Source organism: uncultured Dokdonia sp., from assembly GCF_947492815.1.
In the GTDB taxonomy this organism is placed as follows: domain Bacteria; phylum Bacteroidota; class Bacteroidia; order Flavobacteriales; family Flavobacteriaceae; genus Dokdonia.
This window is the reverse complement of record NZ_CANLOB010000004.1, coordinates 39,369-55,085: the sequence shown is the minus strand read 5'-3', so window position 1 is coordinate 55,085 and position 15,717 is coordinate 39,369. Positions and strand designations below refer to the sequence as shown.

At 32.7% G+C, this 15,717-nt stretch carries 13 protein-coding genes; 5 read left to right on the top strand and 8 right to left on the bottom strand.

The features are described from left to right. Window positions 1-61: 61 nt before the first annotated feature. Window positions 62-643, bottom strand: a complete 582-nt coding sequence (locus Q1A01_RS06045) for a Crp/Fnr family transcriptional regulator (RefSeq protein ID WP_299677493.1) — start codon at window positions 641-643, stop codon at window positions 62-64. 374 nt (window positions 644-1,017) lie between these two features. Between Q1A01_RS06045 and Q1A01_RS06040 the strand changes: the two genes are divergently transcribed. Both Q1A01_RS06040 and Q1A01_RS06035 read left to right on the top strand, forming a co-directional pair. Continuing rightward, window positions 1,018-6,486: a CHAT domain-containing protein gene (locus Q1A01_RS06040; protein WP_299677490.1), complete on the top strand. Its 5,469-nt coding sequence runs from the start codon at window positions 1,018-1,020 to the stop codon at window positions 6,484-6,486. Between the two features lie 7 nt (window positions 6,487-6,493). After that, the gene (locus Q1A01_RS06035; RefSeq protein WP_299677487.1) at window positions 6,494-7,444 is read left to right on the top strand and encodes a DNA/RNA non-specific endonuclease; all 951 of its coding nucleotides are present in this window, start codon (window positions 6,494-6,496) and stop codon (window positions 7,442-7,444) included. 247 nt (window positions 7,445-7,691) lie between these two features. Here the strand turns inward: Q1A01_RS06035 and Q1A01_RS06030 are convergent, their stop codons facing one another. Together Q1A01_RS06030 and Q1A01_RS06025 are read right to left on the bottom strand one after the other, a co-directional pair. After that, window positions 7,692-7,961: an EF-hand domain-containing protein gene (locus tag Q1A01_RS06030; protein ID WP_299677484.1), complete on the bottom strand. Its 270-nt coding sequence runs from the start codon at window positions 7,959-7,961 to the stop codon at window positions 7,692-7,694. 58 nt (window positions 7,962-8,019) lie between these two features. Beyond that, window positions 8,020-8,145, bottom strand: coding sequence for a hypothetical protein (locus Q1A01_RS06025; RefSeq protein ID WP_299677482.1), 126 nt, complete (start codon window positions 8,143-8,145; stop codon window positions 8,020-8,022). Window positions 8,146-8,185: 40 nt separating this feature from the next. On the opposite strand from Q1A01_RS06025, the gene Q1A01_RS06020 reads away from it, so the two are divergent. Next, window positions 8,186-8,401 carry a hypothetical protein gene (locus tag Q1A01_RS06020; RefSeq protein ID WP_299677479.1) on the top strand — a complete coding sequence of 72 codons (216 nt, stop codon included), beginning with the start codon at window positions 8,186-8,188 and terminating at the stop codon, window positions 8,399-8,401. 249 nt (window positions 8,402-8,650) lie between these two features. Here Q1A01_RS06020 and Q1A01_RS06015 read toward each other — a convergent pair whose 3' ends face one another. From Q1A01_RS06015 to Q1A01_RS06005, 3 genes are all read right to left on the bottom strand, one after another. Then, window positions 8,651-9,553 (bottom strand): M23 family metallopeptidase, encoded by a 903-nt coding sequence (locus Q1A01_RS06015; protein WP_299677476.1) that lies wholly within the window; start codon window positions 9,551-9,553, stop codon window positions 8,651-8,653. Between the two features lie 79 nt (window positions 9,554-9,632). Beyond that, window positions 9,633-10,973, bottom strand: coding sequence for a M23/M56 family metallopeptidase (locus Q1A01_RS06010; RefSeq protein WP_299677473.1), 1,341 nt, complete (start codon window positions 10,971-10,973; stop codon window positions 9,633-9,635). 2 nt (window positions 10,974-10,975) lie between these two features. Continuing rightward, window positions 10,976-11,359 carry a BlaI/MecI/CopY family transcriptional regulator gene (locus Q1A01_RS06005; protein ID WP_299677471.1) on the bottom strand — a complete coding sequence of 128 codons (384 nt, stop codon included), beginning with the start codon at window positions 11,357-11,359 and terminating at the stop codon, window positions 10,976-10,978. 380 nt (window positions 11,360-11,739) lie between these two features. Here Q1A01_RS06005 and Q1A01_RS06000 point away from each other — a divergent pair, with 380 nt between their 5' ends. Then, complete coding sequence (locus Q1A01_RS06000; RefSeq protein WP_299677468.1) at window positions 11,740-12,429, top strand: hypothetical protein; 690 nt, start codon at window positions 11,740-11,742, stop codon at window positions 12,427-12,429. Window positions 12,430-12,551: 122 nt separating this feature from the next. Here Q1A01_RS06000 and Q1A01_RS05995 read toward each other — a convergent pair whose 3' ends face one another. Beyond that, window positions 12,552-14,168 carry an FAD-binding protein gene (locus Q1A01_RS05995; RefSeq protein ID WP_299677465.1) on the bottom strand — a complete coding sequence of 539 codons (1,617 nt, stop codon included), beginning with the start codon at window positions 14,166-14,168 and terminating at the stop codon, window positions 12,552-12,554. Between the two features lie 176 nt (window positions 14,169-14,344). On the opposite strand from Q1A01_RS05995, the gene Q1A01_RS05990 reads away from it, so the two are divergent. Beyond that, on the top strand, window positions 14,345-15,235 hold the full coding sequence (locus Q1A01_RS05990; RefSeq protein ID WP_299677463.1) for a phospholipase A: 891 nt from the start codon (window positions 14,345-14,347) through the stop codon (window positions 15,233-15,235). Between the two features lie 15 nt (window positions 15,236-15,250). Here Q1A01_RS05990 and Q1A01_RS05985 read toward each other — a convergent pair whose 3' ends face one another. Next, window positions 15,251-15,628 carry a hypothetical protein gene (locus tag Q1A01_RS05985; RefSeq protein WP_299677461.1) on the bottom strand — a complete coding sequence of 126 codons (378 nt, stop codon included), beginning with the start codon at window positions 15,626-15,628 and terminating at the stop codon, window positions 15,251-15,253. Between the last annotated feature and the right edge of the window lie 89 nt (window positions 15,629-15,717).

Genomic DNA, 15,717 nt, shown 5'->3' with positions numbered 1-15,717 from the left:
CCAAAGATCTTGACTATAGCTATGCTATGCATTGATGTATGATAAGATTTCAACGCAATTACTACAATTGCTTACGTATACGACTTAAAGACTCTGGAGTAATCCCTAGGTAGGAAGCAATATAGTGATGAGGAATCCTATTTAATAGCATAGGATATAATTTTAAAAATGCAATATACCTATCGGAAGCTGTTTTGTATTGTAACGATTCTATACGCTCTATGGCAAGTACATAGTTGTATTCTGCCATAAGCCTTCCGAAAGTATTTAACGCGGCACTTTTACTATAAAAAGAAGTCCAATCCTTGTATGAAATAGCGAGTAATTGTCCTGGAATGATACACTCGATAATCTCTTTGCTAGGCCTTGTTTTTAAAAGGCTTATAAACGAAGCGACAAAAGGATTTCTAGCTTCGTAATTAAAGTAACTCGTAATCTCTTTACCATCTTCAATACGATACACCCTATAAACTCCTGAAACTACAAAACGTAACGTAGTACATACTTGTTCTTGTTTTATAATAAGATCATATTTGTCATAGGTCTCTATAGAAAGTCTTGAAGTGATAGCTTCTTTATCTTCTTCAGAGAGGGGCACTTTAGAGGCTATAAAATCAAATAATGTTTCTGTAGGAATAGGCATATGATAAATGTACTATTATTTCTTGAGTACGCTTTCGCGAAATTAAGTTTTCGAGACTTGCCTGCCGGCTGGCAGATTTACAATCAAAACGGAGAGTGAAACGTTAAAGCGTGCTTAAAAACATTCCTATTATAGTATATGGTTTGGATATCAAGAAAATCACATTATTGAATAGAAAAGGTAAGAAGATGTATAAAATTGAAAGACAGCAATATACCTATATAACTTTTTTGTATATTTAAACTCCCCTTTTGAGACAAATTCCCCTTTCTAATAATTAAAAATATCATTGATGGTGCATAGTGCAAACTATTCATGGTTGTATGCTATTGATTTTTTTCACTATGTAGTGTATATTAAATAAAGGTAAGATTATGACTAAAAAGGCAAAACTATATGGAAATAATAGGGAAGTAAGTGAGATTAGTATGTCATTACCCTTAGAGGTAACTTCCAACTTTACGCTTAAGAAACATATAGAACTTTCTACCACAAGATCAGATAGTAAAGAAATTAAAGTAGATTTTGAAGAAAATGATTTAGTTGCTATACAATTTGCAGATAATACTGAATGGATAGGTCATCCAGAAGATATACAAGAAATCTATGATGAGCGTATTCTCAATAAGAGGTCTACTACAGATGATGATTATATTTTTGATACTCAAATATCATCACCAGGTGATACCAGAGGTGTTATAAAACAAGCCGTTGTAAAACTTTTTAGTGTCTTTAGTGCCAATGCCGATGTACACGCTACTACGATGAAAGCACTTGGACTTAAATATGATCAAAAAGTACAACCCAAACCAGGCCTATATGCTATAGACAATGACTTTAAGCGAGTCCCTTTTAAGGAAAATAAAGAAGATAATCATTACTTATTATTGATACATGGAACAACATCTACTTCTATAGATGCATTTTCTCAACTTAATGATAGCGATGCTTGGAAGAAAATCGTAGGGAAGTATAAAAATAATGTAATGGCACTTGACCATTATACATTAACGATAAGTCCGCTTCAAAATGCGTTAGATTTTTTAAACGCGTGTCCAGAGAAATGTAGCTTAGATATTATGAGTCACTCACGCGGTGGGCTTGTTGCTGATATTCTTGCAAAATGTGATTATAACAATAATGAAAACCATGACGTTGGTTTTAGTAAAAATGAACAAGATATTTTCCGAAAGAAAAAGGAAAAAGCAGAGGCTAAAGGGGAAATAGAAGAATCACAGGAGTATGATATTATAGAAAAAATTAATAACATAGCCCTGCAGAAACAAATTACCATAAACAAAATTGTGCGTGTTGCAGCTCCTGCAAATGGAACTACTATTTTATCTCAACGTATTGATCATTTCTTTAACCTTATGCTAAATACCATCTCATTAGCATTTGGTATTAAAAATCCTTTATACGGAATTGTCAAATCATTTTTATTAGAATTGGTGAGTCAAAAAGATGATCCAGATGTATTACCTGGGTTAAATAGTATGATTCCGGGATCGTTGTTTCAAAAAATGCTGAATGCTGCAGACACTACTGTTGAGAGTGATTTATATAACATTATTGGAGATTCAGAAGTAGGAGGCGTAAGTTTTGATTCTATTAAAGTGATTCTTGCAAATCTATTCTATAGAGCTGCAAATGATCTTGTTGTAGATACCAGTAGTATGACGCATGGAGTAAAACGGGCTAGTGGGTTCTATACCTATACATCTAAGGATAGTGATACAAATCACTTTAACTATTTTAAAAATAAAAACTCCTGTGATGCAATTCTACAAGTTTTAGCTCCTACAGATCAAGCTATCCAAAATTTATATAAAAAAGAGGTATACGCAAACGGACAGCGTGGTATACTTCTAGATAAGTTATCATTATCTGGCGTTACGTATGAAGAACCTAAATTAAATAAGATTACCAAAGATATTTTAATCTTAATCCCCGGAATTATGGGGTCTACATTAAGTGCTAGTGGTAAAGATCAATGGATTCAGATGCGTGCTCTTAACAAGGGAGCTATTGTTGATAAACTTGCTGTAGATGCAAAAAATGTAAAAGCATCGGGTATAGTAGAGAAATTCTACAGACAATTTGGGGATCATTTTTCCTCCAAATATGAAGTCGTTTCTTATGAGTTTGACTGGCGAAAGTCTGTATCTGAAGCTGCTGTTGGATTAGATGCACTCGTAAAAAGAATGCTCAAAGCAAATGTAAATGTACATATTGTAGCCCATTCTATGGGAGGATTACTTGCAAGACAGTTTATGATTGATTTCCCAGAAACTTGGGATCATTTTATGAAGCCTACTAAGAACAAATTTGTGATGTTAGGAACACCATGGCTAGGCTCATATCTCATCATGGAAGTACTCACTGGTCATAGTAGAAGAGTAAAACAACTCGCTATGATTGATTTTAGGAATGATCGTGAAGAGTTACTAGAGATCTTCTGGAAATATCCAGGTGTTTTTGAATTACTACCTGTTGAAGAAATTACGACAAGAGAGTTTTGGACTGCTTCTTTTTGGGATACTGTTCATAAAAAGGCAAATCTAGAAAGCATGCCTGATCTAGATCTAAATGACTATGCAAAGGCAGTAAAAAGTAGAAAACAGCAAAAGAAATATACGCCAACATCTGATTATACAAACTCTTTATTACAATTTGAAGATTTTAGACAAAAGATTCTTACGTTCTTAAGCAGTTTAGAATCTGAGGAAAAAAGTGATTTCTTTGATAAAATCTATTATGTATGCGGTAAGGCAGATAAAACAGTATGTGACTATGACTACAAGAATCGTTTTTTATCCAAACATAAAAAACTAGTATACAAAGCGACATCACATGGGGATGGTAGTGTTACTTGGAAAACAGGAATTCCAAAACAGCTATTAAAGAGTAATAACCTCTATTACACGAATACTACACATGGAGAATTAGCCAATGATCCATCTATGTTTGATGGAGTCATGGAGCTTTTAGAACGTGGTAAAACAAACAAATTAGATACACAACCCCCTTCCAATACAAGAAGTGGAGAGGTGATCACAGATGTACACGAATATGTTGAACCTCTTGCAGATTCTGATGCTGTATTGAATGCTGTATTTGGTACTGAAAAAGCAAAAGAAATATCATCAGATACATTTGAAATAACCGTTGTTAATGGAGATTTAAAAGAATCTTATTATCCAGTAATGGTGGGGCATTTCTTTATGGATCTTATTTTAAGTGCTGAAAAAGCATTAGATGGCTATTTAGAGCATCGTTTGTCACATCGTATGGGTATTGGATACTATCCCGGAAAAATAGGGGAGAGCGAAGTCTTTTTTAACTTAGAGACACAACCTAAAGGAGCTATTATTTGTGGTTTAGGTACCACAGAAACATTGACGCAATTTTTACTTTCTAAAACAGTGAAAAATGCTGTGTTAAAGTATGCGATGTTTATGCGTGATAATTACACGCTACCGCAAGCTAAAAAGTATGCAACTGGAATTTCTTTTATATTAATGGGAATAGGATATGGTAAACTTCCTATCGAAGAGTCTTTAAAAGGAATTTTACTAGGAGTTGCAAAGGCTAATGCATACTTAAAAGAAACAGGAGCAAAACAAGGTCTAAAACCTATTACGCATATTGAAATTATAAACTATTATGAATCTATTGCGAGTGAAGCCTATTTCTCTTTAAGCAAAATCAAATATGATGATCATCGCATTCCATTTACATTAAACAAAGGTATTGTACGTAGAACAGGTGCTAAGAAAAAACAAACGTTTACTACAAACACATACACTTCTTGGTTTAACCTTCATATAACACAAACGAGTGTTTCTGGTGATCAAGGAATTGTGAAAAATGGATTTAAATATTATGCTTCTAATGGATTAGCAAGAGTAGAAGAGGAATTTATAGGTATTGATTTTAAAGATATAGAACATTTATTGTTACAACAAGCAAATACCTCTAATTGGGATAGACGCTTGTCTAAGACATTGTTTGAAATGCTAATTCCAAATGGCTTCAAAGATGTGTTTAGAAATCAAGGAAATCTGATTATCAAAGTGGATAAAAAATCTGCACAGATCCCATGGGAATTATTGCATCACACAAAGAAAGATGATACCCCTATTGCTGTTGGGTCAACATTTATAAGACAATTAGTTACAGCAGATATAGAACGTTTTGATCAAGTGACCCATAATAATAAGAATGTACTTATTATAGGCGATCCTATCTATAATGATGACACATTGCCACAACTTCCTGCAGCAAAAATAGAAGCAGAATCAGTTTCAAATACATTAAGTGCTAATGGATATGATACTTTTACTTGTATCAACGAATCGTCTTTAAAAATTACAACCGAATTATATAATGAGCAATATAAAATCATGCACTTTGCTGGACATGGACTCTACGATATAGAGAAAGGTAGTGTAGGTATTGCGATAGGAGATGGTATTTTTATTGATCCACAGAAATTAAGACAGATTGGATATGTACCTGAATTTGTATTTATAAATTGCTGTTACTCTGGCGCTATGAAGGCTAGTGATGAATCTTATAGCAGAGAGAGGTATCGACTGGCAGCCAATGTAGGTACGCAGCTTATAGAAATGGGTGTAAAAGCAATTATTATTTCTGGATGGGCTGTAGATGATGCTGCAGCAGAAGATTTTTCTGAAACTTTTTATAAGAATATGTTAGATGGATATAATTTTGGTACATCTGTACAAAAAGCAAGATTATCATGCTTTCAAAATCACCGATCTACAAATACTTGGGGGGCTTACCAATGTTATGGAAATCAATTCTATACATTTAGTAATAGAAAATACAGCAAAGAAGATTTGTTAGACTATGTAATAGAGACACAGGTACATACAGATATGGATAATCTGTTAAACGCTATTCGAGATCGTAAAAATAACAGAGAGGAGACCTTGCAGAAATTAAACCGATACATGGAGAAAGCAGAAAAATCAAATCTGCTTGATGCCTTAGTTCTAGAAAAAGAAGCGCTGATATATAATGAATTAGATGAATATGATATTGCATGTCAAAAGTTTAAAGAACTCTTTAAATATGGCAAAGGAACTTTCTCTATTGGTGCATTAGAACAATATTGTATTATTAAAACTCGAAAGTTTGAAAAAGAAACACTAGAAGAAGAGTTACAAGAAATTGAATTTTTATCTCTTATTGGAAGAAATCCAGGAAGGATAAATATCATAGCAAATGCGTATAAGTTTGCTTCTATGAAACTAGATGTAAAACCAAAATCCAAAAGAAAAACAAAAACAGTTCCTAAAGATGCTGTTTATTATCTACGTAAAGCGTTTAGTGGATTTGCAGAAAGTTTTTCTATTTCTAATGATTTATATGATTCAGACTGTTTAGATGCTGCAACCAATATGATTTTTATAGGTCGCATCTTAGAGTCATATGATGAAGGGACATTATTTGATCACCTCAAAACATGTGAAGCCTTTGAAGGAATTACAGATGACGAAGAAATCAAAATACATATTTTAACTCTTTATAAAGACATCTTTACAAAAGACACTTCAAATGTAGCTTTAGAAGTACGTATTGGAATTGCCGAACTAGGATATGCATTAACACTTTTAAAAGATGATTTTGTAGCAAATGAAAATCTTGATATTGTCAATAAATTTAAAGATGTATTCCAACAATTATATAGTCCAAGGTATATACATATAGAGATCTTACAAATCAGTTTTATAGAACACTATACAAAAGATGAGACGGTATTAATGCAATTAAAACAAATCAAAGAAGAAATCAATAAATTAAAAGAGCAATAAAATAATTATGGCATATGTTCCCCATTTTCTTGAAGGACATGTAGTACCTATTCCTAAGATTGCCTCTGCTGAAATAGAAAAATTTAAGAATCAACCATTTCAAGTGGAAGATTTCTATTTAGAGTATTCTAATTATAGTGTATTACAGAATCCGTTTAGGAAATTCCCTTATTATACGGCTTCTAATATTGACGGAAAATTATTTAGAGCTATTAAAAGAGAAGATCTTTTCTCTAGTGGAGATCAATGGAAAAAGGATAAGCGAATTCCTAGAGAATTTCAATTAGGAGCCGAATTATACGGTGCTGATGGTAGTGATTTTGATAGGGGACACCTTACAAAACGACAAGATGTACAATGGGGCAAAAGCAAAAGAAGTGCTAAAAAAGCAGCTAGATCTACTTTTTATTACACCAATGCCACTCCACAAGTAGATCGTTTAAATAGAGGTGTTTGGAAACGTATAGAAGACTATATTTTACATCATGAGGTTGTAAAACAATCGCTTAAAATTTCGTTAATAACAGGGCCACTTTTATTAGATACAGATCCAAAGTTTGTCACAAAAGTAAAAGGGGAGACCATTCAAATTCCTACATTATTTTTTAAAATCATTTATTATATACGGGAAGGTGAATTGTATAGAACAGGATTTCTAACAAGTCAAAAACGACTATTATATCAACGTAATATTGTAGAACCACGTTTTAGAGGAGACGTTTTAGAATCGGTAGATCTCTTTCAGAATTTTAAAGATGCTGCAACGTACCAAGTACACGTATCTTTTATAGAGAATATTGGGAATCTGAGTTTTGCAAAAGCAAAAGAGCTATTCATTGAGGATACGCCTGAAGAATTAATATTAGATGAGATTGATATACAACCAGAATCTGTAACAACCAGAACAAGAAGTCGTTCAGCGAGAAGACCATCATCTCAAACTAATTTAATTCTATAGCATCTTGATTTTATACAAGACACTATACCATGTAATGTTTGTTGTATACGCTTTCGCGAAAGCGTATATATCCCGTATAGAAATTAAATATTAACCCGTTGTGCATCTTGACAAAACAACGAGCATATTATCCTGTCAATCTTCATTATTTACTTCAAATCCTAAAGGAACTAATGAAGATTTCTTTGATTCACCCTTCTGAGAGGGGGAAATCAAGAAATGTATTCAAAATGCACAACGGCTAATATTATTCTTTTATCTCATCTAACGCAGCCTTAAACTCATCCCAGCTCACCTGTGCATCGCCATCTTTACTATAACCATCTATGAGTTTAGAAGCTACAAAACCACGTATTAAACCTGATATTTCAGCTTTTTTAAGCAATCGAACGATTTCTTTTCTACTTAATTTACCATCACCGTCCTTATCAAAAAATGAAAATGCTGCTTTTGGATCATTAAAGTCTTCTGTAATCAAGGTTTGCAATTTGCCTAAGATCATATCTTTTGTAGCCATAATGGGGTGTTTTAATAGTTAGTAGTTAAAAATAAAGAAAATATTTTTATGATAATAGTCAGTGAATATTAGACTTATAGGTTTGTCCAATAGGAATAATTGTTCCTCGTATGATAATACGATTTCCTTCTATATTTTCTATATGATTTTTAGTTACCGTAAATACCTCAAAATACACCATCACAGATTTATTTGAAACCGTAACTTTTTATAAAAATAAAACCGTGAGTGCTTCATATAATACATTATCGGATCATCAATATCAAATCTCTTTAGAAATAGAAACGTCAAAGTATCGCCAAGACACTGAAGGAAAAGAAAATGAAATCCCTATCAATGGTTGGATTGAAATAGGTGTCTATGCAAAAGATAGTAATGAATCATTATATCTTAATAAACATCAAATTACCACACAAAAACAACGCTGGAAATTAGTGTAGCTCAGGAACCATATATGGTAGGAGTAGACCCTATGAATAAACCCATGGATAAAATGAGGATGATAATATAATTTCTGTGCAAAAAGAGTAATTACAATGATGGAGTACGCTTTCGCGAAATTGAACTTGCGAGACTTGCCTAACGACAGGCAGGTTCACGACCATAGGGAGAGCAAAACGGTAAAGCGTACTTGTGAGATTCATACCTCAAAAAGAGAACCCTATGTTAATGCATACTCATCATCTTTATTACTTATTCACCACCAATTGTTGGCCTATACGCAATGTACTCGTCTTTTTAATTGAATTCTCTTTACAAATGGCTGTTATAGACGTATGATGTCGATTAGCAATTTTAGAAAGTGTATCTCCTTTTTTGACGATATAGACTTTTTGTTGTTTTTCTTCATTTTGAAGTGCTTCTTCTTCTGAAATAGCAATAAGAATAGTGCTTTGTCTTTTAGAACTATGTAAGTAAGGCGTTACCCATCTTCTAGTGACCCAAAGTTCTTGACTACGAATCTTATTTTCTTCTGTAAATTCGAATAAATATTCAGGGTTGATATACATGCCTCTATAACTTACAATAAGATGTAAATGACTTCCTCTAGAATTTCCTGTATTACCTCCTTTACCTATGATGGTTCCTTTGGTAATCGTATCATTTTCCTTCACTGATTGCTTGGAAAGATGTGCATATACAGTCTCTAAACCATTGTTATGTCTTATGACAACGGTTTTCCCCAAACCTCTAAATGTACGTACGGCACGCACTTTACCATCAAACATAGCCAGTACATCATCTCCTGTAATCAAATCTATATCGATGCCTTTATGTGCACGTCGGTTACGCCATCCATACCGAGAAGTCACTACTTTTTGACGAGTGATTGGAGAGATGTATACACTGTCTGAAAATGAAATTTGAAAAGGAAAGGTTTGTCTATACTCTTTATAAGGATTAAACGTCGTGGCATCCCAATTTTCGGTCATATATACTTGTGATAGACTATCACTTTTATGTTTTTTTATAACTATATCAAGTCGTTCCGAAAAAGAAATAGCATCTAATCTGGCAATGCTTGCATCTAAAATTTGACTAAATCCTTGAGAAGTAACTAAACAAACAATTAAAAAAAGGAAACGTTTCATAAAATAATTAAAATAGGGATGTGGGTATATGTGTTATTTAACGTAACTACATACGTAACGTAAATAAATAAAGATTATGTTATTCTTTTAAATAGTCAAGGGGATTTAATGACTTTTTATTGTATCGTAATTCATAGTGAAGATGTGGGCCTGTAGTATTACCTGTCATTCCTACATATCCAATAATAGTTCCTTTTTTTACAGATTGTCCATAATGAGCCTCAAAATCTTTTAAATGCGCATACCAAGTTTCATACCCATTTTCATGCTTGAGCTTTAATAAATTTCCCCATGCACCTACTTTTTTAGATAGCAAAACAGTACCATCTGCTGTTGCGATAATAGGCGTTCCTATAGACGCTCTAATATCTATTCCTGTATGTACTTTGGTTTTTCTTGTCTTGGGGTCTTTTATAGTCACATCAAACAAAGCCGTAATCTGCTCCTTAGAGCTTCCTTCTATGGGAAATACAAAAGTAGGATTCACTGAAGCCGTAGGAGTCTCAGAAAACGTGTTTACCATTAGTACATCATTTAGAATTGTGGTTTTGGTTGTGGGTTTGGTAAAAGCAACCATACATAAAACACATATGGGAATTAGTAGTACATACACAATTTTGAGTCGATAATGAGAAGTTTTTTTAGTCATCATTTGAATTCGTTTTTTGAGAATAGGCGTATGAAAATAACTATAAAGATGATTTCGCTTTGGGATGGTTAAGTGGTGAGCAATCAATTGTAAATAGTCTGAAGTTTTCACATTCTTTGAAAGCACATAATGATCTGCCTGATATTCATGAATAGATTTTAGGGATTTCCTATACAGATATACAAAAGGATTCCACCAAAAAAATACAATATACACTTCAACAAGAAGGATATCTAAAGTATGTCTCAATTGAATATGTGCTTTTTCATGTGTAATTACTAAAGGGTCATATACTTTCCCTTTAGGAATAAAAATCCAATGTAGGTATGAAAACACATCAGCAACAGGGGCTTCATAAACACTATATGTATCTTTTTGTATAATACTACTTTGTTTTTTGATAGCATACAAACGATATAGACTTAAGCAAAAACGAAACAAACCAATTCCAATGCCTATTAAATATATAATAGTGATGATAGTCATATAATCTAATGAAGAATAATCGACGTTTGAAGAAACACTATCCGTTACCAAATCAGGAGTTGTTACTATAGCTATATGTTCAAATAACTGTGGAATTTCCTCGATAGGATGCTGTTCTATAGGAGGTAGTATCTGTATAAGTAGTGGGAGTATGAGCGAAATCGGAATGATGAGTACTAAAAACCATCTGTTTAAAAAATGAAACGTTAATCTACTAAAAATCATTTTATAAACGAGATAGAGTATAGAAAAAACCACCGTTGTTTGAAAAAGATATACTACCATAATTATTGATCATTTTCTTTTAAACGTTCTATTTTCTCTTCAATCATACGTTTCATTTTTTCTAATTCGGTAAGGTTCATATCTTCTCCTTCTGTAAAAGATAAGGCAAACTTGCTTACAGATCCGCTAAAAAAACTACCTATCACATCTTTGATATGCCTCTTAAAATAAGCATCTTTGGATAGTGTAGGGGAGTACTGTCTAATTTTCCCAAAAGTCTCAAAGGCCAGGAATTCTTTTTTGACCAATACACGTACCACTGTAGAAATGGTGGTATATGCAGGTCTAGGTTCTGGAAAGGCATCAACGATATCCTTTAGAAACGCTTTTTCCAGTTTCCATATATATTGCATGACTTGTTCTTCAGCCTTGGTAAGTTCTTTCATATTGCAAATATATGTGTTTTTTTACTTTATGACTATAAATATAGTCGTATAACTATATTTATAGTCATATATATTTCAAAAAACTGATTGTTAGACATTTAATTTTTTGTATTTATAATAACATATACATTTTAATGGAATGAATCCTGTATACGCTTTCGCGAAAGCGTATAAAAAAAGGTTATATAACCAGAGGAAGAATAAAATGGTTAAGTGTATACAACTACTTATATCTTTTAAAATTGCAAAAAACAATAAAACCCATATTTAGAAATGTATTTTTTGTAAAAATTGCAAAAAAATAAAGATCATTCTAGTATTAACTGAGACTCTTTTCATAAATACAGCACTACATTTAATCTATAATTAAATAGAAAAATATGAAAAATAGAATGTATTATAGTATCCTTTTAGCTGTATTTACAATAGGTTATAGCTGTGAAACTTCAGATGATACGCCACAGTTTATTCAAACTACAGTAAAAGGACAAGCAATTGATCAAGAACGTAATAGTGTATATAGTAATGATACTATCGTACTATCTGCAAATTATATCTGCGGACAGGGTTTTACTTCAGGAGAATGTTATGAACTTATTGCAACAACAGTAACTGATAGTAATGGAAACTATGAATTCACGTTCAATTACGATGTAGATAAAGGATATACAGTAACTCGTACATCTCAACATACCTATTATGACCAAGAAGAAGAACTCCCAAGAATTGAACCTGGAGTAGTAAATACTATTGACTTTTTAGGTTGGCGTCCTATAATCTTAAAAGTAGAGGCAACTGTTTCTAATAATGTATTTCCTGATCTAAGAGTTGTTACCATTGATGATAATGATTTTACGGGACGCTTTTCATTTCCATCTTATAAAGTCTCTGAAGAAAATATAGCTACAACAATGTATTTACATGGGAAACCTCATACACAAATGAGCGTTATTTTTAATTATAACGATACAAATACTCAGAATAATTATCACGAGCGTAGAGAGATTATAAACACACAAGTACAAGACACTATCTCACTATCATATGAAGTAGATTGTAGTACTTTCTAAAAATTTATAACCATTTTAAAAGTAGTCTTGTCAAAATACATGTGAGTGGCAGAAATCTTCATTATTTCCTTTTGTGTATGAGAGAAACAATGAAGATTTCAAAGTATAAAGAGTTTATATAATCATTTTACTAACGGGATACTCATTTCAAAATCAAATAGATTTGTCGGATCGTATGCCGTTTTTATCTCACATAATCGTTGAAAATTATCACCATAATACATCGCTAGAAGTTTCTTACGTCCTTCTGTTGTGCTAGGATCAGGCACTAGCGTTTTATCTATAAAATTAATAAATGCATGGGCTATATGTGGCAACAGACTCTTTCTAAAATCTATCACCCATTGTACATATGCTTCATTACGTGCTACATTTGTAAACGCATTTCCTGCATCGTCCCACCAACATTGAATTTGTAATAAATAAGGTTTATTCGAAAAAGCAAAAACACGTTGTTCTGGATGATTTGTAACGGCACCTCCTAAACAATGAAAACTCATATATCTATTCACATCTACATAAAAACACGTATGTCCTAGATAATTATAAATCGCGTCTACAAGTTGATGATGTTCTGTAGCTGTCGTTGCCTTTGGAAACCCAGAAGTGACTTTATGAGGATGTGGTTTATCACAAGTAGAAGAAGGCGCATCAGGCAATACACGATAATCTCGATCACCACAAGTAGTGTGAGTAACAGTATTCACAGCTACTGTAGGATTTACAAACTCAGAAATAACACTTTGATGTCGTGAGAGTGATACTTGATTCTTTTCTTGTGTAGTTACAGCTCTTTTTGTGAGTTGGGTATGGTGCTTTTCCTGTAAAGAGACAAAATCATCTTCTTTAGGAATAAGATCTCCAAAATGAGTATGTAATAAGGCTAGTAATGCTTTTTTAGAACCATAAAAAAGACCTCCCATTCGAGCGTGAACTGCACTTACATGTCCTTCAGGAAGATGAACATCTTTAGGATCGGCTACCATCATACCACAAGCTGTAGATAAATTAGCATCTAATGTAGTAAGATCGGCATGCAATACCGTCCATATTTTCATAGCTTTGACAGCAGCTACACCATTTTTCCATAACAATGAAAATGAAGTAGTTACATTACCCAATGAAGATAACTTAAATCGAAAACGAGTAACTACACCAAAGTTTCCACCACCACCACCTTTAAGTGCCCAAAACAAATCAGGCATCGTATCTGGAGATGGATATGCAATCGTACCATCAGGCAGTATGAGTTCACATTCTACTACTGAATCACAAGTCATTCCATATTTTCTAATAGAAAGTCCCCAACCACCACCTTGGGTTAATCCGCCTACATTTACAGACTGACATCCTCCTCCTGGTATAATTTGACCTCGTTTTTCTAACTCCTCATAAACTTTTCCTAACTGTTTGCCTACAGGAATCCATGCATGATCATGATCTATATATTCGATAGTATCCATTTCTGATAAATCAATAATAATCACGCCATCACCAGAACTCATGCCTTCATGTTGATGCCCTCCAGAACGTACTCTAAATGGTAGCTTAAAATCACGACAAAATTGAATACAGAATTGTACATGACTAGCTTTGCTACAATAGGCAATACTGATGGGCATATGACCAAATCGAGTATTAGAAATCACACGCGCATACTGGTATAATGGATCTCCTATTGAAATAATTTTAAGATCATCTGGAGCACTATTTACAAGATTATCTATATGTTTTTTCATAAAGTCTTTTTGAAATGGTTAATAACCCATGTAAGATATAAAATGTAATTATTTATTAAACAGTATTTTATAACAAAAATAATCTTGAATAGTTTTTTGAAAGTTTCCGCTTTCGCGAAAGCGTATACAACACATATACCATTATTTTTGCATAAAATGATATCTGAATACCGCGCATGAGAATTTTTGTCTTTTTATTACTTTTTTTTAGCTGCTCAAGTATAAGTATAGGGCAGTCTTTATTCCAAACTAATAATGGAAGCCTTTCTGAGCGTTGGCTTATTCATAATGATAGTACAAAACTCTTTAAAATTATACCCTATAAGCCTGTTTATATACTATTTGCCAATTATACAACGGCTATTAATAATAGCCCAGCAAGTGATAATCCGCTCAATACAGTGAGATCTCGTACAGAATTTTCTAATACAGAACTTAAATTTCAGTTGAGTTTTAAATCTAGAGCAGTAAAAAATCTTTTAGGAGATAAAATAGGAGGCGATTTATGGATTGGATATACCCAATCTTCACGTTGGCAATTGTATAGTGCAAATATATCAAGACCTTTTAGAGAAACAAATTACGAACCTGAACTCATGCTCGTTTTTCATACACCATATCAAATACTAGGGTTTGAAGGCGTGTTAAGTGGTATTGGAATTAACCATGAAAGCAACGGACGGTCAAATCCGTTTTCAAGAAGTTGGAATCGTGTTGTGTTACAATTTGGATGGGAACGTCCTTCTTGGAGTATTATACTACGACCTTGGTGGCGCTTACCAGAAGATGCTATAGAAGATAATAACCCAGACATAGAAGATTATGTAGGTCGTACAGAAGTACTTACTGTTTTTTCAAAAGGAAGACATAATATAAGTATGATTGCGCGCCATTCTTTACGAGGAGGCAATAGAAATAGAGGAAGTATTAAACTTGATTACTCTTTCCAATTATTAGATAATTTACAATTACAAACACAAGTGTTTCATGGTTATGGTGAAAACTTAATAGATTACAATCATAAACAAACTACGTTTGGATTAGGAATTTCACTAACACAATGGTAATAAACGATTACTCTTTTATGAGAAAATAACCTCTCTAATGACTTGCCAACGATTGTCCTCAAAAATAAGATCAATACTTAATCGTATCTTTTGATTAGTATCTAGTAGTTTTACTTTGCGAGTGATTAAAACATGCGCTTTATCTTCTTTTACCTGTATATCATTAAACAAAGCCCAATTATTTAATGGTGGTTCATTATTTGCACGTTTTGTGATAAATAACTGTTTAAAATCTTTTTTTGAAAAAGTTTGAATTTTACGATTTTCAGCAAACATAAAAACCTCTAAATCATCATGATATACCAACTCTAATTGTACTATATCATACGTAGTTCCTGCTTTAATAAGATGCTCTATTACCGTTTTTATTTCTTGTTCTTTGATGGTATCCATATGAGTCTTATTATATTTTATAAAGAATATTTCTCTTTTAATTATATACTGTAAAAGTAATAGGAGGGGTCAAAAAATTTGATGTCTAT

What these genes read in the sequence shown, in the direction of transcription:
- Q1A01_RS06045 (WP_299677493.1), bottom strand. Translation starts at nt 643, where the DNA reads ATGCCTATTCCTACAGAAACATTATTTGATTTTATAGCCTCTAAAGTG.
- Q1A01_RS05990 (WP_299677463.1), top strand. Translation starts at nt 14,345, where the DNA reads ATGAGAATTTTTGTCTTTTTATTACTTTTTTTTAGCTGCTCAAGTATA.
- Q1A01_RS06030 (WP_299677484.1), bottom strand. Translation starts at nt 7,961, where the DNA reads ATGGCTACAAAAGATATGATCTTAGGCAAATTGCAAACCTTGATTACA.
- Q1A01_RS05995 (WP_299677465.1), bottom strand. Translation starts at nt 14,168, where the DNA reads ATGAAAAAACATATAGATAATCTTGTAAATAGTGCTCCAGATGATCTT.
- Q1A01_RS06015 (WP_299677476.1), bottom strand. Translation starts at nt 9,553, where the DNA reads ATGAAACGTTTCCTTTTTTTAATTGTTTGTTTAGTTACTTCTCAAGGA.
- Q1A01_RS06005 (WP_299677471.1), bottom strand. Translation starts at nt 11,359, where the DNA reads ATGAAAGAACTTACCAAGGCTGAAGAACAAGTCATGCAATATATATGG.
- Q1A01_RS06040 (WP_299677490.1), top strand. Translation starts at nt 1,018, where the DNA reads ATGACTAAAAAGGCAAAACTATATGGAAATAATAGGGAAGTAAGTGAG.
- Q1A01_RS06035 (WP_299677487.1), top strand. Translation starts at nt 6,494, where the DNA reads ATGGCATATGTTCCCCATTTTCTTGAAGGACATGTAGTACCTATTCCT.
- Q1A01_RS05985 (WP_299677461.1), bottom strand. Translation starts at nt 15,628, where the DNA reads ATGGATACCATCAAAGAACAAGAAATAAAAACGGTAATAGAGCATCTT.
- Q1A01_RS06000 (WP_299677468.1), top strand. Translation starts at nt 11,740, where the DNA reads ATGAAAAATAGAATGTATTATAGTATCCTTTTAGCTGTATTTACAATA.
- Q1A01_RS06010 (WP_299677473.1), bottom strand. Translation starts at nt 10,973, where the DNA reads ATGGTAGTATATCTTTTTCAAACAACGGTGGTTTTTTCTATACTCTAT.